The 20,524-nt window shown below is 71.4% G+C and carries 19 protein-coding genes; 2 read left to right on the forward strand and 17 right to left on the reverse strand.

What is annotated here, in order from left to right; translation table 11 throughout:
- Positions 1–303: 303 nt before the first annotated feature.
- Both hisS and IE265_RS06945 read right to left on the reverse strand, forming a co-directional pair.
- Positions 304–1,566, reverse strand: a complete 1,263-nt coding sequence (gene hisS, locus IE265_RS06940; protein ID WP_190034493.1) for a histidine--tRNA ligase — start codon at positions 1,564–1,566, stop codon at positions 304–306.
- A 12-nt stretch (positions 1,567–1,578) separates the two neighbouring features.
- The gene (locus IE265_RS06945) at positions 1,579–2,295 is read right to left on the reverse strand and encodes an MBL fold metallo-hydrolase (protein ID WP_190034494.1); all 717 of its coding nucleotides are present in this window, start codon (positions 2,293–2,295) and stop codon (positions 1,579–1,581) included.
- A 171-nt stretch (positions 2,296–2,466) separates the two neighbouring features.
- Between IE265_RS06945 and IE265_RS06950 the strand changes: the two genes are divergently transcribed.
- Positions 2,467–3,306, forward strand: coding sequence for a peptidylprolyl isomerase (locus IE265_RS06950; RefSeq protein WP_190034495.1), 840 nt, complete (start codon positions 2,467–2,469; stop codon positions 3,304–3,306).
- A 135-nt stretch (positions 3,307–3,441) separates the two neighbouring features.
- Positions 3,442–4,671 (forward strand): DUF349 domain-containing protein, encoded by a 1,230-nt coding sequence (locus IE265_RS06955; protein ID WP_190034496.1) that lies wholly within the window; start codon positions 3,442–3,444, stop codon positions 4,669–4,671.
- Between the two features lie 90 nt (positions 4,672–4,761).
- Here IE265_RS06955 and IE265_RS06960 read toward each other — a convergent pair whose 3' ends face one another.
- The 15 genes from IE265_RS06960 to IE265_RS07030 all read right to left on the reverse strand — a co-directional run bounded on the left by IE265_RS06960 (position 4,762) and on the right by IE265_RS07030 (position 20,515).
- Entirely contained in the window at positions 4,762–7,293 is a 2,532-nt protein-coding gene (locus tag IE265_RS06960) for a RelA/SpoT family protein (RefSeq protein WP_190034497.1), read from the reverse strand.
- A 204-nt stretch (positions 7,294–7,497) separates the two neighbouring features.
- A complete protein-coding gene (locus tag IE265_RS06965; protein WP_190034498.1) occupies positions 7,498–8,037 on the reverse strand; it encodes an adenine phosphoribosyltransferase in 540 nt (179 codons plus the stop codon).
- Positions 8,034–9,155, reverse strand: a complete 1,122-nt coding sequence (secF, locus tag IE265_RS06970) for a protein translocase subunit SecF (RefSeq protein WP_190034499.1) — start codon at positions 9,153–9,155, stop codon at positions 8,034–8,036. Before secF ends, IE265_RS06965 begins: the two co-directional genes overlap by 4 nt.
- A 1-nt stretch (position 9,156) precedes the next feature.
- Positions 9,157–10,923, reverse strand: coding sequence for a protein translocase subunit SecD (gene secD / locus IE265_RS06975; protein ID WP_190034500.1), 1,767 nt, complete (start codon positions 10,921–10,923; stop codon positions 9,157–9,159).
- A 141-nt stretch (positions 10,924–11,064) separates the two neighbouring features.
- Complete coding sequence (gene yajC, locus IE265_RS06980) at positions 11,065–11,574, reverse strand: preprotein translocase subunit YajC (RefSeq protein WP_190034501.1); 510 nt, start codon at positions 11,572–11,574, stop codon at positions 11,065–11,067.
- A gap of 164 nt (positions 11,575–11,738) precedes the next feature.
- Positions 11,739–12,809 carry a Holliday junction branch migration DNA helicase RuvB gene (gene ruvB, locus IE265_RS06985; RefSeq protein WP_190034502.1) on the reverse strand — a complete coding sequence of 357 codons (1,071 nt, stop codon included), beginning with the start codon at positions 12,807–12,809 and terminating at the stop codon, positions 11,739–11,741.
- A 311-nt stretch (positions 12,810–13,120) separates the two neighbouring features.
- Positions 13,121–13,732, reverse strand: a complete 612-nt coding sequence (gene ruvA / locus IE265_RS06990) for a Holliday junction branch migration protein RuvA (protein WP_190034503.1) — start codon at positions 13,730–13,732, stop codon at positions 13,121–13,123.
- The gene (gene ruvC, locus IE265_RS06995; RefSeq protein ID WP_190034504.1) at positions 13,729–14,274 is read right to left on the reverse strand and encodes a crossover junction endodeoxyribonuclease RuvC; all 546 of its coding nucleotides are present in this window, start codon (positions 14,272–14,274) and stop codon (positions 13,729–13,731) included. The genes ruvA and ruvC overlap by 4 nt, the downstream gene beginning before the upstream one ends.
- 118 nt (positions 14,275–14,392) lie before the next feature.
- Positions 14,393–15,145 carry a YebC/PmpR family DNA-binding transcriptional regulator gene (locus tag IE265_RS07000; RefSeq protein WP_190034505.1) on the reverse strand — a complete coding sequence of 251 codons (753 nt, stop codon included), beginning with the start codon at positions 15,143–15,145 and terminating at the stop codon, positions 14,393–14,395.
- A gap of 48 nt (positions 15,146–15,193) precedes the next feature.
- A complete protein-coding gene (gene pdxT, locus IE265_RS07005) occupies positions 15,194–15,799 on the reverse strand; it encodes a pyridoxal 5'-phosphate synthase glutaminase subunit PdxT (protein ID WP_190034506.1) in 606 nt (201 codons plus the stop codon).
- 4 nt (positions 15,800–15,803) lie between these two features.
- Complete coding sequence (gene pdxS, locus IE265_RS07010; protein ID WP_190034507.1) at positions 15,804–16,727, reverse strand: pyridoxal 5'-phosphate synthase lyase subunit PdxS; 924 nt, start codon at positions 16,725–16,727, stop codon at positions 15,804–15,806.
- A gap of 368 nt (positions 16,728–17,095) precedes the next feature.
- On the reverse strand, positions 17,096–17,641 hold the full coding sequence (locus tag IE265_RS07015; protein WP_190034508.1) for a LemA family protein: 546 nt from the start codon (positions 17,639–17,641) through the stop codon (positions 17,096–17,098).
- A 426-nt stretch (positions 17,642–18,067) separates the two neighbouring features.
- Positions 18,068–18,376 (reverse strand): hypothetical protein, encoded by a 309-nt coding sequence (locus tag IE265_RS07020; protein WP_190034509.1) that lies wholly within the window; start codon positions 18,374–18,376, stop codon positions 18,068–18,070.
- 13 nt (positions 18,377–18,389) lie between these two features.
- A complete protein-coding gene (locus tag IE265_RS07025) occupies positions 18,390–19,559 on the reverse strand; it encodes a glycosyltransferase family 4 protein (RefSeq protein ID WP_190034510.1) in 1,170 nt (389 codons plus the stop codon).
- Positions 19,556–20,515: a phosphatidylinositol mannoside acyltransferase gene (locus IE265_RS07030; RefSeq protein ID WP_229916091.1), complete on the reverse strand. Its 960-nt coding sequence runs from the start codon at positions 20,513–20,515 to the stop codon at positions 19,556–19,558. Before IE265_RS07030 ends, IE265_RS07025 begins: the two co-directional genes overlap by 4 nt.
- Between the last annotated feature and the right edge of the window lie 9 nt (positions 20,516–20,524).

Raw genomic sequence — 20,524 nt, forward strand, 5'->3', positions numbered from 1 at the left:
GACGCGTCCCGGCGGCCGGTGGACGCGGGCCCTGCCGTCACCGGCCGTCCCGCCGTTTCGCCCGAAAGGGGCGGACGCTCGAACGCCGGGCGGGCCCGGGACTCCGGGCCCGCCCGGCGTTCCGGGACCGGGGGGACGAGAGGACGAGAGGGCGACAGGCCGGCAGGCCGGCAATCCGGCAGGCCGACGATCCGAAAGGCCGCCGATCCGAGCAGGGGCGACCGGGAAGCCGGGGCGGCCCGGGGCGACGCTGCCCGCCGGGACCGGGAGGACCCGGCCGGCGGACGGCGGCGCGGGCCCGCCTCAGCCCAGGCGGACCTCGAGTTCGGCCACGATCTCGTTCGCGCCGACGGCGACCTGCTCGCCGGACTCCATGTCCTTGAGCTGGACGACGCCCTCGGCGAGGTCGCGCTCACCGGCGACGACGGTGTAGCGGGCACCGCTGCGGTTGGCGTTCTTCATGGCTCCCTTGAGCCCCTTCGCGCCGAAGGAGAAGTCCGCCGCGATGCCGAGCCTGCGCAGCTCGGTGACGACACCGAACAGCACGCGCCGGGCCTCCTCGCCGAGGGGCACCGCGAACACGCTGGTGGACGCGGGGAGTTCGAGCGAGACTCCCTCGGCCTCCAGCGCGAGGACCGTGCGGTCGACCCCGAGGGCCCAGCCGACGGACGGCAGCGCGGGGCCGCCGATCATCTCGGAGAGCCCGTCGTAGCGTCCGCCCCCGCCCACGGCGGACTGCGATCCCAGGCCGTCGTGGACGAACTCGAACGTCGTGCGCGTGTAGTAGTCGAGCCCCCGGACCAGCTTCGGGTCGTCCTCGAAGGAGACGCCCGCCGCGGTGATCAGCTCGCGGACCTCCTCGTGGTACGCCTTGCACGCGTCGCACAGGTAGTCCCGCAGCAGGGGTGCGCCCACGAGCTGCTTCTGGACGTCGTCCCGCTTGTCGTCGAGGACCCGCAGGGGGTTGATGTCGGCCCGCCGCAGCGTCTCCTCGTCCAGGTCCAGTCCGTGCAGGAACTCCTGGAGCGCGGCCCGGTACACGGGACGGCACTCCTTGTCCCCCAGCGAGTTCAGCAGGATGCGGAACTCGCGCAGCCCCAGCGACCGGTACGCCTGGTCGGCGAGGATGATCAACTCGGCGTCCAGCGCGGGGTCCTCGGCACCGATCGCCTCGGCGCCCACCTGGGAGAAGTGGCGGTAGCGGCCCTTCTGGGGGCGCTCGTAGCGGTAGTACGAGCCGGAGTACCAGAGCTTGACCGGGAGGTTGCCCGCCTTGTGCAGGTTGGCCTCCAGCGCCGCGCGCAGCACGGAGGCGGTGCCCTCGGGACGCAGGGCGAGCAGGTCGCCGCCCTTGGTCTCGAAGGCGTACATCTCCTTGGTCACGATGTCGGTGGACTCGCCGACCCCGCGCGCGAACAGCTCGACGTTCTCGAAGCCGGGCGTCTCGATGTAGCCGTAGCCGGAGTTGCGCAGCGGGGCGGCGATCGCCTCACGCACCGCGAGGTACTTCGCGCTGTCCGGCGGGATCAGGTCGTACGTGCCCTTGGGGGCCTTGAAGGTGCTCACGAAGATCTCTCGTCACATTCCTCGTCGAGGAGCCCCGGGGGCTCCGCGTCCTTGGCTGCCCGCCGCCACCTGCCGCAGGTACGGGTTGGCGGCGCGCTCCTGGCCGATGGTCGTCTGGGCGCCGTGGCCCGACAGCACCACGGTCGAGTCGTCGAGCGGCAGGCACACACGGGCCAGCGAGCCGAGCATCTCGTCCATGTCACCGCCGGGCAGGTCGGTGCGTCCGATGGAGCCGGCGAACAGCAGATCCCCGGAGAAGAACACGGACGGGATCTCCGCGGTCTCGGGCATCCGGAACGTCACCGACCCCTTGGTATGCCCGGGGGCGTGCGCGACGGAGAACTCCAGGCCGGCCAGTTCGAGTGCGGTGCCGTCGGCCAGCTCGCGGACGTCGTCCGGCTCACCGACCGTCAGCTCCCCCATCAGCGGCATCCCGATGGACCGGCCGAGCGCCCGCTCCGGGTCGCTCATCATGTAGCGGTCCTCGGGGTGGATCCACGCGGGCACGTCGTGCGCGCCGCACACGGGGACGACCGAGGCCACGTGGTCGATGTGGCCGTGGGTGAGGACGACCGCCACCGGCTTGAGCCGATGCTTCGCGAGTGCCTCCTCGACGCCTTGCGCGGCCTGGTGGCCGGGGTCGATGATCACGCACTCCTCGCCTGCGGCGGGGGCGACCAGGTAGCAGTTGGTGCCCCAAGCCCCGGCGGGGAACCCGGCAATGAGCACGTTCGTCCTTCGGTCTGTCGTCAGGGGGGAATGGTCGAGCTGCGGCTCAGAGCCTACCGGCGCTGCCGGAACCACAGCGAACCCATATACGGTACGGGGCACACGCAGGCGGTCGGCTCACAAGACGCACGCGTCCCTTCCGACGTACGAGACGCATGAGGAGATAACCCGGTGGTCACCCAGGAACAGCGGCGGCGTCAGCTCGCCCGGGAGAAGTTCTTGCGGCAGCAGCAGCGGCGTACCGCCGCTCGGCGCAAGGCACACACGCGCAACGCGGTGGTCGCGTCGGTCCTCGGCGTGGTCGTCGTCGGCAGCGTGGTGTCGTACGCGACCGGGGTCTTCAAGAACGACGACAACAAGTCCGACGCGGCGGCCCAGGCCTCCCCCAGCCCCTCCGCGCCCAGCAAGGCTCCGGACCCGTGCGAGAAGCCCGCCGCGGGCAAGGTGAAGTCGCTGAGCTACAAGAAGGAGCCGGCGATCACGATCGACAAGTCGGCCTCCTACACGATGAAGCTGCAGACGACCTGCGGCGCGATAGACATCGACATGCCGGCCGCGAAGGCCCCGCACACCGTCAACTCGTTCGGCTTCCTGGCGGGCAAGGGCTACCTCGACCACACCAAGTGCCACCGTCTGACGACGAACGGCATCTACGTGCTCCAGTGCGGCGACCCGAAGGGCACCGGCATGGGCGGGCCGGGCTACACGATCCCGGACGAGAACCTCAAGGACAAGCGCCTCAAGGGCGATGTGTACCCGGCGGGCACGGTGGCGATGGCCAACCAGTACAACGCGCAGACGAAGGAAGGCCGCGACAGCGGTGGCAGCCAGTTCTTCCTGGTCTACCAGGACAGCCCGCTGCCGCCCAACTACACGCCGTTCGGCACGATTTCCGACTCGGGCATGAAGGTGCTCAAGAAGATCGCGGGCGCCGGGGAGAACACCGGGCAGGGCGACGGAGCGCCCAACGCGACGGTCGTGATCGACAAGGCGACCGTGACGAAATCCTGACCCTCCGCGGACAAACTTCGGTCGCGCGGGATGCGGACAGCCGCCCCGCCGGTCGCCTATGTTGGCCGTGACGAAACTGTGGACGATGCCCGGGGGCAAAGCAGCCCCACGCAGGCATCATGTGGAGGAGGCGCTGTGAGCAGCGACCCGTGGGGCCGCGTCGACGAGACGGGGACCGTGTACGTGCGTACGGCCGACGGCGAGCAGGTCGTCGGTTCCTGGCAGGCCGGAACCCCCGATGAGGCACTGGCCTACTTCGAGCGCAAGTACGAGGGCCTGGTCGTGGAGATCGGCCTCCTCGAACGACGAGTGAAGACCACCGACCTGTCGGCGAAGGACGCCCAGGTCGCCATCGACCACATCCGCCAGCAGGTGGACGCGCACCACGTGGTCGGCGACCTGGAGTCGCTGCGGGGCCGGCTGGACAAGCTCGTCGAGACGGTCGACGCACGCCGTGAGGAGCGCAAGGCCCAGCGGGCGAAGCAGTCCGACGAGGCGCGGCACGCCAAGGAGGCGCTGGTCGTCGAGGCGGAGGAGCTGGCGCAGTCCGAGCAGTGGCGGGCGGCCGGCGAGCGGCTGCGCGCGCTGGTGGACACGTGGAAGGGCCTGCCGCGGCTCGACCGCAAGTCCGACGACGAGCTCTGGCACCGCTTCTCGCACGCGCGCTCGGCGTTCTCCAAGCGCCGCAAGGCGCACTTCGCGTCGCTGGACGCGCAGCGCGAGGAGGCCCGCAAGACCAAGGAGAAGCTGGTCGCCGAGGCGGAGTCGCTGTCCGGCTCCGCGGACTGGGGTCCGACGGCGGCGCGCTACCGCGAGCTGATGGCGGACTGGAAGGCCGCGGGCCGGGCCCAGCGCGAGCACGAGGACGATCTGTGGAACCGCTTCCGCGGCGCCCAGGACGTCTTCTTCGCGGCCCGCAGCTCGGTCTTCGCCGAGCGGGACGCGGAGCAGTCGGAGAACCTCAAGCTCAAGGAGGAGCTGGCCGAGGAGGCCGAGAAGCTCGTCCCGGTGCAGGACCTGAAGGCGGCCAGGGCCGCCTTCCGCTCGATCAACGAGCGCTGGGAGGCCATCGGCCACGTGCCGCGTGACGCGCGCCCGAAGGTCGAGGGCCGTATGCACGCGGTGGAGCGGGCCCTCCAGGAGTCCGAGGAGGCCGAGTGGCGCCGTACCAACCCTGAGGCGCGGGCGCGTGCCGAGGGGCTGACCGGTCAGCTGCAGGCGGCCGTGGACAAGCTCCGCGGCCAGATCGAGACGGCGCGCTCCGCGGGCAACACCGCGAAGGCCGACAAGCTCCAGCGGGAGCTCGACGGCCGTCAGGCGCTGCTGGACCAGGCCCTGAAGGGCCTGCACGAGTTCGGCGGCTAGTCCGGGCCGGTTGCACGCGATGGGGCTCCCGTACGGACCGTACGGGAGCCCCGTCGCGTGCGGGTCCGGTCGGCCGGACCGCCCGGCGACTCAGGCCTCGGACGGCCTGCGGGCCGAGGTGACGCGGTAGACGTCGTAGACGCCCTCCACTCCCCTGACCGCCTTCAGGACGTGGCCCAGGTGCTTCGGGTCGCCCATCTCGAAGGTGAAGCGGGACGTGGCCACCCGGTCGCGGGACGTCTGGACGGCCGCGGACAGGATGTTGACGTGCTGGTCCGACAGGACCCTGGTGACGTCGGACAGGAGCCGGGAGCGGTCCAGTGCCTCCACCTGGATGGCGACCAGGAACACCGAGGACTGGGTGGGCGCCCACTCGACGTCGAGGATGCGCTCCGGCTCGCGGGACAGGGAGTCGACGTTCACGCAGTCGCTGCGGTGCACCGACACCCCGCTGCCGCGCGTCACGAACCCGATGATCGGGTCACCCGGGACGGGCGTGCAGCAGCGGGCCAGTTTGACCCACACGTCGTCGACGCCCTTGACCACGACGCCCGGGTCGGCGTTCGACCGGCGCTTGCGGCTGCGGCCGCGCGCGGGCGGGATGCTCTCGTCGATCTCCTCGCTGGCGGCCTCCTCGCCGCCGAGGGCCTGGACGAGCTTCTGCACGACGTTCTGCGCGGCGACATGGCCCTCGCCGATCGCCGCGTAGAGCGACGAGATGTCGGGATAGCGCATCTCGTGGGCGAGCGTGACCAGCGAGTCGCCGGTGAGGATGCGCTGGATCGGCAGGTTCTGCTTGCGCATGGCGCGCGCGATGGCGTCCTTGCCCTGCTCGATCGCCTCGTCGCGGCGCTCCTTGGAGAACCAGGCCCGGATCTTGTTGCGGGCACGCGGGGACTTCACGAATCCCAGCCAGTCGCGGGAGGGGCCCGCACCGGCCGCCTTCGAGGTGAAGACCTCCACCAGGTCGCCGTTGTCGAGGGTCGATTCGAGCGGTACGAGCCGCCCGTTGACCCGAGCTCCTATCGTGCGGTGGCCGACCTCGGTGTGGACCGCGTAGGAGAAGTCGACCGGTGTCGCCCCCGCCGGGAGCGCTATGACGTCGCCCTTCGGCGTGAACACGAAGACCTCGTTGCGCGACAGGTCGAAGCGCAGCGACTCCAGGAACTCCCCCGGGTCCTCGGTCTCCTTCTGCCAGTCGAGGAGCTGGCGCAGCCACGCCATGTCGTTGAGGTGGTCGTCCTTGCCGGTGCTCCTCGGCGCGTCCGAGCGCACCTTGGAGGCGCCGGCGACGGCCTCCTGCTTGTACTTCCAGTGCGCGGCGATGCCGTACTCGGCGCGGCGGTGCATGTCGAACGTGCGGATCTGGAGCTCGACCGGCTTGCCGTTCGGACCGATCACCGTGGTGTGCAGCGACTGGTACATGTTGAACTTGGGCATCGCGATGTAGTCCTTGAACCGGCCGGGGACCGGGTTCCATCGCGCGTGCACGGTGCCGAGCGCCGCGTAGCAGTCGCGGACGGTGTCCACGAGGACGCGGATGCCCACCAGGTCGTAGATCTCCGCGAAGTCGCGGCCGCGGACGATCATCTTCTGGTAGACGCTGTAGTAGTGCTTCGGGCGTCCGGTGACGGTCGCCTTGATGCGGGCCGCGCGCAGGTCGGACTGGACCTCGTCGGTCACTATGGCGAGGTACTCGTCGCGCTTGGGGGCGCGCTCGGCGACCAGGCGCACGATCTCGTCGTACATCTTGGGGTAGAGGATCGCGAAGGCGAGGTCCTCCAGCTCCCACTTGATGGTGTTCATGCCCAGGCGGTGGGCGAGCGGCGCGTAGATCTCCAGGGTCTCGCGCGCCTTCTTCTCCTGCTTCTCGCGCTTGAGGTAGCGCATGGTGCGCATGTTGTGCAGCCGGTCGGCGAGCTTGATGACCAGGACGCGCGGGTCCTTGGCCATCGCCACGACCATCTTGCGCACGGTCTCGGCCTGCGCGGCCTCGCCGAACTTGACCTTGTCCAGCTTGGTGACGCCGTCGACCAGCAGGGCGACCTGGTCGCCGAAGTCGGTGCGGAGGGTGTCGAGGCCGTACTCGGTGTCCTCGACGGTGTCGTGCAGGAGTCCGGCCATCAGGGTGGCCGGGTCCATGCCCAGCTCCGCCAGGATGGTCGTCACGGCGAGGGGGTGCGTGATGTACGGGTCGCCGCTCTTGCGCTTCTGTCCGCGGTGCCAGCGCTCGGCGACCTGGTAGGCGCGCTCGACCTGCCGGAGCGTGGACGTCTCGATCTTCGGGTCGTTGCTGCGCACTATCCGCAGCAGGGGCTCCAGGACCGGGTTGTACGGGTTGGAGCGCTGGACTCCGAGCCGGGCCAGCCGGGCGCGCACACGGTTGGAGGAGCCGCCGCCGGAGCGGGGCGGCTGACCTGCCGCGGGGCGGGGGGCGGGCGAGGGCGCCGCGGCGGCCGCGGTCCGCTCGGGAGCGGCCGGCCCGGGGCGTGACTGCTCAGCCGCCTTGGCGCCGGCCGCGGCCTCGGGCGACCCGTTCTTCACGGGTGGCGCGGGCGTGCCCGCGGGCGGCGCGGGCTTGTCGGGCTTGGCGGCGATGAGTGGCTGGGCCTCGTCTGGCAAGAGGGCTCCTCGTGCGCGATCCGGGTCCTCGGTCGGGTGCCGGAGATCCCATGGTAGCGAGCCCGGGCTCGCGGCTCGCCTTCGGCTGCTGGGACCACCGTCCACAGGAGAAACGCGAGAGGCGGGCTCCGGATTCCTCCGGAGCCCGCCTGCGCGGTGTCCTACGGGTCCCGGGCGGCGCCGGGCGGGCGCCGCCGAGGGTGCTCAGAGAGCGAGCAGGGCCTCCAGCGGGGCGCCGTCGAGGCTCGGCTCCAGGCGGGCGCGGCCGCCCAGGAAACCGAGCTCCATGAGTACGGCCACACCGGCGACCTCGGCGCCCGCCCGGCGGATCAGCCGGAGCGAGGCCTCGGCGGTGCCGCCGGTGGCGAGGACGTCGTCGACGACCAGGACGCGGTCTCCCGCGTTCAGGTCCTCGGCGTGCACCTCGATCTCCGCGGAGCCGTACTCAAGGTCGTACGCCTGCGACAGGGTCGCGCCGGGGAGCTTGCCCGCCTTGCGCACGGGGATGAAGCCGAGCCCGGCGCGGACGGCGACCGGAGCGCCGAGGATGAAGCCCCGGGCCTCCAGGCCGACGATCTTCGTGGCGCCGGTGCGGACGCTGATCCCGGCGAGTGCGTCGGTCAGCGCGGCGAAGGCCGCCGGGTCCGCCAGGAGCGGCGTGATGTCCTTGAACACCACGCCCGGCTCCGGATGGTCGGGGACGTCGCGGATGCAGCTGAGCAGCAGCTCCTCGACGCCGCTCATCGGCGCCTGCCCCGGGTGCCCCGGCCCCGGCCGGACGGCTGGGCGCGCTGGCCGCGCGGTCCGACGACCGCGGGAGTCGCGTCCTGCGGGTCCTCGTCCTCGTCGTACGCGTCCTCGGTGTACGGGGTCTCCAGGGACTCGCCCTTGGCGGCCGCGGCGGCCCGCTTGGCGAGCACGCGCTTGCGCAGCGCCTTGATCTGCGGCTCGCGCTCCTTGAGGTCGGCGACGAGCGGCGTGGCGATGAAGATCGAGGAGTACGCACCGGCCGCGAGGCCGACGAACAGCGACAGCGAGATGTCGTTGAGCATGCCCGCGCCGAGGACACCGCCGCCGATGAACAGCAGGCCGGCGACCGGGAGCAGGGCGACCACCGTGGTGTTGATGGAGCGCACCAGGGTGCCGTTGATCGAACGGTCGGCGATCTCGCTGTACGTCCAGCGGGTCTGTTTGGTGATGTCCTTCGTCTGCTCCTTGAGGCTGTCGAAGACGACCACCGTGTCGTAGAGCGAGTAGCCGAGGATCGTGAGCAGGCCGATCACCGTGCCCGGGGTGACTTCGAAGCCGACCAGGGCGTAGATGCCGACCGTGATGGTGATGTCGTGGATCAGGGCCACGAGGGCCGCCGCGGCCATGCGCCACTCGAACGCGATGGCCAGGTAGATCACCACGAGGACCATGAAGATCGCCAGGCCCTGCCAGGCCTTGTTGGCGACCTGGTCACCCCAACTGGGACCGACCAGGTCGGCGTTGATCTTCTCCGCGTCGACCTTCAGGTCCTCGGAGAGGGCCTGCTTGATCTGGTCCGACTTGCCGGTGTCGATGCCGGCGATCTGGATGCGCAGTCCACCGTTGCCGAGCTTCTGGACGATCGCGTCGTGGCCGGAGGCCTCTTCCGCGTACTCCTCCGCCTGGCTCACCGAGATGCTGGTCTTCTCGGTGGTGAAGACGGCGCCGCCCTGGAACTCGATGCCCATGTTCAGACCGCGCACCGTCAGGCCGAGGATGGCCGTGATGGTGATCAGGATCGAGACGGCGTACCAGATCTTGCGCTTGCCGACGAAGTCGTAGCCGATCTCGCCGCTGTGGAGCCGGGCGCCGAGGGTGCCGAGTTTCGACATCTCACGCCTCCTTCGTGTCGACGGGGGCGGACACGCGACGGGTGCGGCGCAGAGGCGGCTTGGCGCCCAGTCGCTTCGGGTCGAGGCCGGACCAGCTGTGGCCCTCCGCGAAGAACTTCTTGCGGGCGAGGATCGTCATCAGCGGCTTGGTGAAGAAGAAGACGACGACCACGTCGAGCAGGGTGGTCAGACCCAGCGTGAAGGCGAAGCCCTGGACCTTGCCGACGGTGACGACGAACAGCACCGCGGCGGCGAGGAACGACACGAAGTCGGAGACCAGGATGGTGCGCCGGGCGCGGGGCCAGGCCCGCTCGACGGCGGGACGCAGGGTGCGGCCCTCGCGGATCTCGTCCCTGATGCGTTCGAAGAACACGATGAACGAGTCCGCCGTGATGCCGATCGCGACGATCGCGCCGCAGACGGCCGGCAGGTTCAGCGCGAAGCCGATGGTCGGGCCGAGCAGCGCCATGATCACGTAGGTCATGACCGCGGAGACCAGCAGCGAGGCGATGGCGACGATCGACAGGCCGCGGTAGTAGACCACCAGGTAGATGATGACCAGGGCCAGGCCGATGGCGCCGGCGATCAGACCGGCTTCGAGCTGCTCGCCGCCGAGGGCCGCGGTGACGGTGGTGACGCTCGCCTCGGTGAAGGTGAGCGGCAGCGCGCCGTACGACAGCATGTTGGCGAGGTCCTGCGACTCCTGCTGGTCGAAGCTGCCGGAGATCTCGGCGCTGCCGCCGGTCAGTGCCTGGCTGACGTACGGGTCGGAGACGACCTCACCGTCGAGCACGATGGCGAACTGGTTCTGCGGGGCCTGGTTCTGCGCGAGCTTGCCGGTGATGCTGGCGAACTTCTTGGACCCCTTGTCCGTGAAGTCCATGGTGACTTTCCAGCCCGCGGCACCCTGGGTGTCGAACAGGGCCGAGGCCTTGTCGACGTCGGTGCCCTCGACCTCGGCCGGGCCGAGGATGTACTTCTGCCACTGCCCCGAGCCGTTCTGGCCGCAGGCGACGGTCGGGTCCTCGGCCTTGGCGCCGTCACCGGCCTTCGCGCGCTCGGTCTTCTTGGTGCAGTCGAGAGCGGTGTACTCCGCCTGGAGCTTCGCGGTCGCCGGGTCCGCGCTCGCGGACGGCGCGGGGGCGGAGGCCGAGGCGTCCGGGGCGCTCGGCGTGGGCGTGGGGTCGGCCTTCAGCGCGTCGGTGACGGCACGGCCCTGGGAGGTGGCGCTCGCCGAGGGAGTCGCGGAGGAGGACGAGGTCGCCTTGTCCTTGTCGGCTTCCTTGCCGGTGTCCTTGTCGGAACCCGTGGAGGCGCTGCTGGAGGCACTGGGCGAGGGGGTGGCCGCCGGGTCGGCGCCCGACACCTCGGTCGCCAGGACGGGGCGGAAGTAGAGCTTGGCGGTGGTGCCGACCTGGTCCCGGGCCTGCTGGGAGTTCGTCCCCTTGGGGATGTTGACGATGATGTTGCTCTCGCCCTGGGTCTGCACCTCCGCCTCGGAGACGCCCAGACCGTTGACACGGCGGTTCATGATGTCGACCGCGGTGTTCATGTTGGTCTTGTTGATCGCGTTCTTCTGACCGGGCTCGTTCTTCGCCTGGAGCGTGATGCTCGTACCGCCGGCGAGGTCGATGCCGAGTCGCGGCGTCGTGTGCCCGGACGCGAACATGCCACCGGTGAGCGCCACAATGGCGATGAGCATCAGGGCCAAGGTGCGCCCCGGCCTGCTCTGGGCGCCCTGCTTTCGGCCCTTCTTGGGTGCTGCCACCTTCTCGTTCTCCCTCTTCGTCCGCCCGGTCTCTCACGTACCTGCGCGGACGGGCATGAATTGGTGTAGGGGAACCGCGCGGAGCCGCACGTACCGGGACCGCGGTGCGCGAGCGGCGCATCGCGCGGTCACCGGTCGTGGTTACTTCGCGTCGGCCTCGCCGTCGGACTTCTTCAGCTCCGCGCCTTCGACCTTCTTCGGCTCGGCGTCGGCGGCGTCGTCCGCCACGTCCTTCTTGCCGAGGTCGATGGGCTGGTCGTCGGAAGCGGCGGCGGGCGCGTCGGTCCCGGTGAGGGAGGAGGCGTCGTCCGGCACGATCGGCGCGTCCGAGGCCGGGACGACGGACTCGTCCGACTTCAGGTCGTGCTCGACGCCGTGGACGATGCGGTTGTACTCGTCGTCGCTGAGGACGGCGCCGATGGCGTTCTTCGCGAAGAGAAGGTCGACGCCCGGGCCTGCGTCAAGGAGGACCGTGTCCTCGTTGACCTCCTTCACCGTCGCGTACATGCCACCGATCGTGCGGACGCCGGAGCCGGGCTGCATGTCGTTGCGCATCTGCGCAGCCGCTTGCTGCTTCTTCTTGGCCGACCGGGTCATCAGGAACATGGCCCCGATGAGCACGATGAACGGGAGGAGGGTCACGAGACTCACGGGTCGGAACTTCCTTCATTCGACCGCGATGGTGAGCGGCCTGATGGATGGGGGTATGTGCGTCGCCGACAACGGCGGCATCGGCGGAGTCTAAGCGAGTCCGCACTCATGGAACAACGCTCAGCATCGCACCGGGGTTCCTGAGCTCGCGAGCCTCCTCGCCGTCACGCCCCGAACAGGTCCTGTTGTCCGTTTCCACCCGCCGGCCCGGGCGGCGGGGCGAGGCCGAGATGGGTCCACGCTGCCGGTGTGGCCACCCGGCCGCGCGGCGTACGGGCCAGCAGCCCCTCGCGGACGAGGAAGGGTTCGGCGACCTCCTCGACCGTCTCGCGCTCCTCCCCCACGGCGACGGCCAGGGTGGAGAGACCGACCGGACCTCCGCCGAAGAGCTTCAGCAGGGCCTCCAGGACACCCCGGTCGAGGCGGTCCAGACCCCGGCTGTCCACTTCGTACACCGCGAGGGCGGCCTCGGCGATGTCCCGGGTGATGACGCCGTCCGCCTTGACCTGCGCGTAGTCGCGCACACGGCGCAGCAGCCGGTTGGCGATGCGCGGGGTGCCCCGGGAGCGGCCGGCGATCTCGGCGGCTCCCCCGGTGTCGATCTCCACGTCGAGCAGGTGGGCGGAGCGGTGGATGACCCGCTCCAGCTCGGGGGGCTCGTAGAACTCCATGTGGGCGGTGAAGCCGAAGCGGTCCCTCAGCGGGGGCGGCAGCAGGCCCGCGCGCGTGGTGGCGCCGACGAGGGTGAAGGGCGGGAGTTCGAGCGGGATGGCGGTGGCGCCGGGGCCCTTGCCGACGATCACGTCGACCCGGAAGTCCTCCATCGCCATGTACAGCATCTCCTCGGCGGGCCGGGACATGCGGTGGATCTCGTCGAGGAAGAGCACCTCGCCCTCCTGGAGGGAGGAGAGGATCGCGGCGAGGTCGCCCGCGTGCTGGATGGCCGGGCCACTGGTGATCCTGATGGGCGCCTCCATCTCCGCGGCGATGATCATCGACAGCGTGGTCTTGCCCAGCCCGGGGGCGCCCGAGAGCAGCACGTGGTCGGCGGTGGCGCCCCGCGCGCGTGCGGCGCGCAGGACCAGGTCGAGCTGTTCGCGGACCTTCTCCTGGCCGATGAACTCGCCGAGGTCCTTCGGGCGCAGCGCCGCCTCGACGGCCTGCTCCTCACGCTCGGCGGACGCGCCGACGAGCCGCTCGGCGGTCGCTTCGTCGGTCGTGTCGTCCCAGTTCACTGTGCCTCTCCTCGCTGTGATGCTCTGCGTCGGCCGTGTCGGCCCTGTCGGCCGCACGGGCTCTCGTGGCTCTCGTGGCTCTCGTGTCGCTCTCGTAGATCTCGTAGATCCCGTGGATCTCGTGGCTCCGGTCGATCTCGTGGATCTCCGGCCGGCTCGACCTCGTCGGCGTCCGGGGTTCCGGGGGCCGCCCCGGGATGACACAGCATGCGGTGTGCCTCGCGGTGCGGCGGGTCCGGGTCGGACCGGGCAGACCGAGTGGGGGGCCGTCGGGGCCCGCACGGGCGCGGGGCGGCGCCCGGGCGGGTCCTCTAGCGCGCTCTGTTGAGGGTCTGGAGCGCGGCCTTCAGCAGGTGGCCCACCTGGGGTGCCCCTTCGGCGGCCTCGGCCTGCGGGGCGACCGCCGCGACCGCCTCATCGGCCTCCCGTGTCGCGTACCCGAGGCCGATGAGCGCGGCGTGCAGCTGGTCGCGCCAGCCTGCCGTGACGGAGGTGCCGATCGCGGGGCCGCCGGTGCCGAGGGGCTCGCCGAGCCGGTCCTTGAGCTCCAGGAGCAGCTTCTGGGCGCCCTTCTTGCCGATGCCGGGGACGGCCATCAGGGACTTCTCGTCGGCGGTGGCCACGGCCCGGCGCAGCGCGTCGGGGCTGTGCACGGCGAGCATGGCCTGCGCCAGCCGCGGGCCGACGCCGCTCGCGGTCTGCAGCAGCTCGAAGGTCTGCCGCTCGTCCTCGTCCGCGAAGCCGTAGAGCGTCAGCGAGTCCTCGCGCACGACGAGCGAGGTGGCGAGTCTGGCCTCCCGGCCGGCCCGCAGTCCGGAGAGCGTGTTGGGCGTGCACTGGACGGCGAAGCCGATGCCGCCCACCTCGACCACCGCGGAGTCGGGGGCGAGCGCGGCGACCTGGCCGCTGACGAAGGCGATCATCGGGTGACCTTCCGTACGGAGAGCTGGGCCTGGCGGTGCGCGGCGTGCGCCTGCTGGAGGCGGTTCAGCGCCGGGGCGCGCCAGATGTGGCAGATGGCGAGGGCGAGGGCGTCCGCCGCGTCGGCGGGCTTGGGGGGCGCGTCGAGCCGCAGCAGCCGCGTGACCATGGCACCGACCTGGGCCTTGTCGGCGCGGCCGCTGCCGGTGACGGCGGCCTTGACCTCACTGGGCGTGTGCAGGGCCACGGGCAGCCCGCGCCGGGACGCGCAGAGCATGGCGACGGCGCTGGCCTGGGCGGTGCCCATCACCGTGCGCACGTTGTGCTGGCTGAACACCCGCTCCACGGCCACGAATTCGGGCCGGTACTCGTCGAGCCACTGCTCGATGCCCTGTTCGATCGCGACGAGGCGGTGTCCGATCTCCGCGTCGGCGGGCGTCCTGACGACTCCGACGCCGATCATCGTCAGGGGCCGTCCCGCGACTCCCTCGACGACCCCGACACCGCACCGCGTCAGCCCCGGGTCCACGCCCAGTACGCGCATCCCGCCCCTCCTTCGCTCACCTGTTTGTGCAGGCTATCGGCTCGCACCGACAACGCGCGGACGGGCCGACGGGAGCGTGTCCCGTCGGCCCGTCCGTGGAGACCGGTATGAGCCCGCGTCAGGCGTCGACCTTCTCCATGACCTCGTCGCTCACGTCGAAGTTGGCGAAGACGTTCTGCACGTCGTCGCTGTCCTCGAGGGCGTCGATGAGCTTGAAGATCTTCCGGGCACCCTCCTCGTCGAGCTCGACCTGCATGGTCGGGACGAAGTTGGCGTCGGCCGAGTCGTAGTCGATCCCGGCCTCCTGGAGCGCGGTGCGCACCGCGACCAGGTCCGTGGCCTCGGACAGGACCTCGAAGGACTCGCCCAGGTCGTTGACCTCCTCGGCGCCCGCGTCGAGCACCGCGCCGAGGACGTCGTCCTCCGACAGCTCGCCCTTGGGGACGATGACGACGCCCTTGCGGTGGAAGAGGTACGACACCGAGCCGGGGTCGGCCATGTTCCCGCCGTTGCGGGTCATGGCGACGCGGACGTCGGAGGCGGCCCGGTTGCGGTTGTCGGTGAGGCACTCGATCAGGACCGCGACACCGTTGGGACCGTAGCCCTCGTACATGATCGTCTCGTAGTCGGCGCCACCGGCTTCGAGACCGGCTCCGCGCTTGACCGCGGAGTCGATGTTCTTGTTCGGGACCGAGCTCTTCTTGGCCTTCTGGATGGCGTCGAACAGCGTCGGGTTTCCGGCCGGGTCGGCCCCACCGGTACGGGCCGCGACCTCGATGTTCTTGATCATCTTCGCGAAGAGCTTGCCGCGCTTGGCGTCGATCACGGCCTTCTTGTGCTTCGTCGTAGCCCATTTAGAGTGGCCGGACATCTGCCTGTCTCCTTCGCGTTACCCAACTCTTTACGAACCCCAGAGATCCTACAAGGACTCCGGCGTCCGGTACGCGCGCACCATGTCGACGAAAAGCGCGTGCACCCGGTGGTCGCCCGTCAGCTCGGGGTGGAACGAGGTGGCGAGGGCGTTGCCCTGGCGTACGGCGACGATGTGGCCGCCGTGCTCCGCGAGCACCTCGGCCCGCGCTCCCACCGACTCGACCCAGGGGGCCCGGATGAAGACGCCCTCGACGGGCTCGCCCTCGACGCCGCGCACCGCGACCGACGCCTCGAAGGACTCGTTCTGACGTCCGAAGGCGTTGCGGCGCACGATCATGTCGATGCCCCCGACCGTCTCCTGGCCCGAACGCGGGTCGAGGATCTTGTCGGCGAGCATGATCATGCCGGCGCAGCTTCCGTACACGGGCATGCCGCCCCGCACGCGCGCGCGAAGGGGCTCCATCAGGCCGAAGAGGACGGCCAGCTTGGAGATGGTGGTGGACTCGCCGCCGGGGATGACGAGTCCGTCGACCTCGGCGAGTTCCTCGGGGCGCCGCACCGGCCTGGCCACGGCGTCCGCCGCGGCCAGGGCGATGAGGTGCTCCCGTACGTCGCCCTGGAGGGCCAGGACCCCGATCACAGGAGTGCTCATACGGCTACCAGCCGCGGTTGGCGTAGCGCTCGGTCTCGGGGAGGGTGTCGCAGTTGATGCCGACCATGGCCTCGCCGAGGTTGCGCGACGCGTCCGCGATGATCTTCGGGTCGTCGAAGAAGGTGGTGGCCTTCACGATGGCGGCGGCACGCTTGGCCGGGTCGCCCGACTTGAAGATGCCGGAGCCGACGAAGACGCCCTCGGCGCCGAGCTGACGCATCAGGGCGGCGTCGGCGGGGGTGGCGACACCGCCGGCGGAGAAGAGGACGACCGGCAGCTTGCCCAGCTCGGAGACCTCCTTCACCAGCTCGTACGGGGCGCGCAGCTCCTTGGCGGCGGCGTACAGCTCGTTGTTGTCGTAGCCGCGCAGCCGGGCGATCTCGTTCTTGATCTGGCGCAGGTGGCGGACGGCCTCGACGACGTTGCCGGTGCCGGCCTCGCCCTTGGAGCGGATCATCGCCGCGCCCTCGGCGATGCGGCGCAGGGCCTCGCCGAGGTTGGTGGCACCGCAGACGAAGGGGGTCGTGAAGGCGAACTTGTCGGAGTGGTTCACCTCGTCGGCGGGCGTGAGGACCTCGGACTCGTCGATGTAGTCGACTCCGAGGGACTGCAGGACCTGGGCCTCCACGAAGTGGCCGATGCGCGACTTGGCCATCACCGGGATGGAGACCGCCTCGATGATCTCCTCGATCATGTTCGGGTCCGACATCCGGGCCACGCCGCCGTCCTTGCGGATGTCCGCGGGCACCCGCTCCAGCGCCATGACGGCGACCGCGCCGGCGTCCTCGGCGATCTTCGCCTGCTCGGCGTTGACCACGTCCATGATCACGCCGCCCTTGAGCTGCTCGGCCATGCCGCGCTTCACGCGCGCGGTGCCGGTGGCAGGGGTGTCGGTGGGCTGGGCGGTGTGGGAGAGCGTGCTGGACACGGGTTGACCTCACTGGGTGGAAGAGGGTTTCTGCAGACACCGAGGAAACGCCCGCGGACCAGTCCACAGCAAGGGCCAATGGAGAGCCGGTGGCTCATTTTCCTCCGCGGTGGCCACGTTTGCCGTGGTCAGGGAGGTGTCACCGGTGCCGCGGGGCACGTCCGCGCGGTCGCAGGCGCGCGCGTGGATCCCCCGCGCGGCGGCGACGCCCCGGTGCGTGCGCCCGACGGGCGGTCCACGCCGGGCGGATCCGCGCGTACGCCCCGCGTCCACATGTCCGTACGCGCCCGTACGCGTTCCCGGTCGCGCGGCCCGGGCCCGCGCCGACCGGGCCCCGCCGGGCCGCCGTGAAGCTCAGCGTGCGGGGGTCACGTCCCCGGGCGGTCCGCCAGGGCCGTCGGCGGCTCGTCGTCCATCTCGAAGGCGAGCGGGAACGGCGCGTGCCCGGCCAGCCGGAACCAGCGCACCGTGCGGTGCCGGCGCAGGGCCCGGGCCGCGCGTACGGCGTCGTTGTGGAAGCGCCGTGCCATCGGCACCCTGCGGACGGCACGGGCGAGTTCGCCGGCGGCGTCCTCACCGCCCGGGGCCGCCCGGACCGCCTCCATCTGCTGGGCCTCACCGAACACGGCCCGCAGCGCCTGGCTGAGGTCGCTCTCGGCGACCTCCCTGTTGTCCTCCTCGGCCTGCCTGGCCGCGTGCGCCGCCTCGTAGAGCACGATCGAGGCGGCCGGATCGAGCACCCCCGCGGTGGCCAACTCCTGCGCGACCGAGGCCCGCCGGAGCAGTTGCGCGTCGAGTGCGGCCCGCGCGGCGTCGATCCGCGAGTGCAGCCGGTCGAGGCGCCCCGCCGTCCAGCTCAGGTAGAGGCCGATCGCCACGAGGGCGACCACGATCCAGATCAGTGTGGAGGTCACGGGCGCACAGGCTACCCGTGCGCTCCGGCGCGCCGCCGCGCCCGCCCGGGCGCCCGGGCTCTCCCGCGGTCCGCCGCGACGGCCGCCGTCGCACCCGCCGTCAGCGGCCCCGGCCACGCGGCACAGGCCCGCAGCATCCGCCCGCACACCCGCCGGGAAGCCCTCTCGCCCGTACGGGCAACCGCCCTCCCGCGCACCGGAACCAGGCGGGACGACCCGTCGCACCGGCCCGCCCGGACCGCGCGCACCCGTACGGGACCAGTCCTCGCTCCGTACGGGAGCCGCCCGGGCGCACCTGGCGACGGGGCCTTTCGTCAGGGCTCCGCAAGTCCTCGGCCGACGCCGGAATCGGCCCGCGCGCGTACGGCCGGGACGGCCCGGCGCAGGGCACCCGCCGCGGACCGCGCATCTGTCCGCGCGACGGCCTCAGGGCCCGGTCGGCGGCCCGGCGGCCGGGTCGGCACCCGCGTCCAGCACCGTGAACCTCATGGAGACGATGTCCACCGGTACGGCCTCGATCCGACGGCCCGTCCGTTCCTCGATCAGCCGTGCCACCGCGAAGAGCCTGACGCGCTCCTCGGGCGTGTGGGCGGGGAAGGTCGTCCGGCCGCTCCCGGCGAGGCGTGCCCCGATCTCGGCGGCGAACACCGCACGGCAGCGCCGCTCCTCCTCGTCCGTCAGCGGTGTCGTCCCGCCCTGGCCGGGAACATCGCCGATCACGTGTATTTCCCGCACGCCGTCGCCTCTCTCAGTCCCGGGCCAGCCCGAACCGGGCCAGCAGCCCGCCCGGCTCGTCGGGTTCGTCGGCGGCGACCGCCGCGGCGCCGTCGGTGACCGTCTCGTACACCGACAGGATGTCCGCGCCCACCGTCGACCAGTCGAAGCGGCGCACGTGCGCGCTGCCCCGCTCGCGCAGCTCCGCGCGGCGCTCCGGGTCGCCGAGGAGCCGTACCGCCGCCGCGGCCAGCGCGTCCGCGTCCTCGTTGGCGAACAGTTCGCCCGCCGCGCCCTGGTCGAGGACCTGGGTGAACGCGTCGAGGTCGGAGGCGAGCACGGGCGCACCCGCCGACATGGCCTCGACCAGGATGATCCCGAAGCTCTCGCCGCCGGTGTTGGGCGCCACGTACAGGTCGACGCTGCGCAGGAACCGCGCCTTGTCCTCGTCGCTCACCATGCCGAGGAACTCGACCCGCGGACGCAGTTCCGCGGGCAGCTTCTCGACGGCCTCCACCTCGTCGCCTCGCCCGGCGACCAGGAGCCGCGTGCCGGGCCGTTCGGCGAGGATCCTCGGGAGCGCCTTCATGAGCACCGGCAGGCCCTTGCGGGGCTCGTCGATGCGTCCGACGAAGCCGATCGTCCCGCCCTGCCACTCGGGCCTGGGCTCGGCCCGCGCGAAGAAGTCGACGTCGACGCCGTTCGGGATGACGACCGCGTCGCCGCCGAGGTGCTCCACGAGCGTGCGCCGCGCGTACTCGCTCACCGCGATCCGCGCGCTGATCTTCTCCAGCGCAGGCTGGAGGATCGGGTACGCGGCGATCATCGCCCGCGAGCGCGGGTTCGAGGTGTGGAACGTGGCGACGATGGGTCCCTGCGCCGCCCAGCAGGCCAGCAGGCCGAGCGACGGCGAGGCCGGCTCGTGGATGTGGATCACGTCGAAGGTGCCGTCGTGCAGCCAGCGCCGCACCCGCGCCGCCGAGAGGAACCCGAAGTTGAGGCGGGCGACGGACCCGTTGTAGGGCACCGGGACGGCCCGGCCGGCCGAGACGACGTACGGCGGGAGCGGTGTCTCGTCGTCGGCGGGGGCGAGCACGGAGACGTGGTGCCCGAGCCCGATGAGGTGGTCGGCCAGGTCCCGGATGTGGAACTGGACTCCCCCGGGGACGTCCCAGGAGTACGGGCAGACGATGCCGATCCTCACAGCCGCTCCCCGTCGGAGGTCGCGGCCGTCCCGGCGGTCGGCGCGGTGCCGTCCGGCTCCGGACGCGGCGGCGCCTGCGCGGTGTCGGGGCGGGGCTCCAGGTCGGAGAGCCACAGGCGCTGCAGCATGTGCCAGTCCTCCGGGTGGTCGGCGATTCCGGTGGCGAAGGCGTCGGCCAGCGCCTGTGTCATGACAGACGTCTTCTCGGCCCGGGTACCCGACTCGGGTACGTCGACGGGCGGGTGGACGCGGCCCCGCATGACGGGCGACTCGTCGTACCAGAGCGTCACCGGCAGCAGGACCGCGCCGGTCTGCTGCGCGAGCAGGGCGGGGCCGGCGGGCATCCGGGTCGCGCCGCCGAAGAACGAGACCTCGACGCCGGAGGCGGACAGGTCCCGCTCGGCCACCAGGCAGATCAGCCCGCCCGCGCGCAGCCGCCGGGCCAGCGTGCCGAACGCGGTGCCGCCGCTGTGGGGCAGCACCTCCATGCCGAGCCCCTCGCGGTAGGCGACGAACCGGTCGTACAGCTTCTCCGGCTTGAGGCGCTCGGCGACCGTGGTGAACGGCGTCTCCAGCGCGGTGGTGACCCACGCCCCCGCGAGGTCCCAGTTGCCCAGGTGCGGCAGCGCGATGATGACGCCCCTGCCGGTGGCGAGGCCGTCGGTCAGGTGGTGGATGTCGGCGGGTTCGAACCCGCCCCTGATGCGGTCCTCGCTCCACGCGGGGAGCCGGAACGACTCCATCCAGTAGCGCAGGTACGACCGCATGCCCGCCCTGGACAGCTCGGAGAGCCGCTCGGGCGTCGCGTCGGGCAGCACGCGCGCGTAGTTCGACTCCAGGCGGCGTACGCCCTTACCCCGCCGCTTCCAGGCGATGTCGGCGATCGTCCGGCCCAGACGCACCGCGACGGGCTCGGGAAGCTTCTTGACGGCTCCCCAGCCCGCGGCGTACGCCATGTAGGTCAG

This window comes from Streptomyces fructofermentans (genome assembly GCF_014651055.1).
In the GTDB taxonomy this organism is placed as follows: domain Bacteria; phylum Actinomycetota; class Actinomycetes; order Streptomycetales; family Streptomycetaceae; genus Streptomyces; species Streptomyces fructofermentans.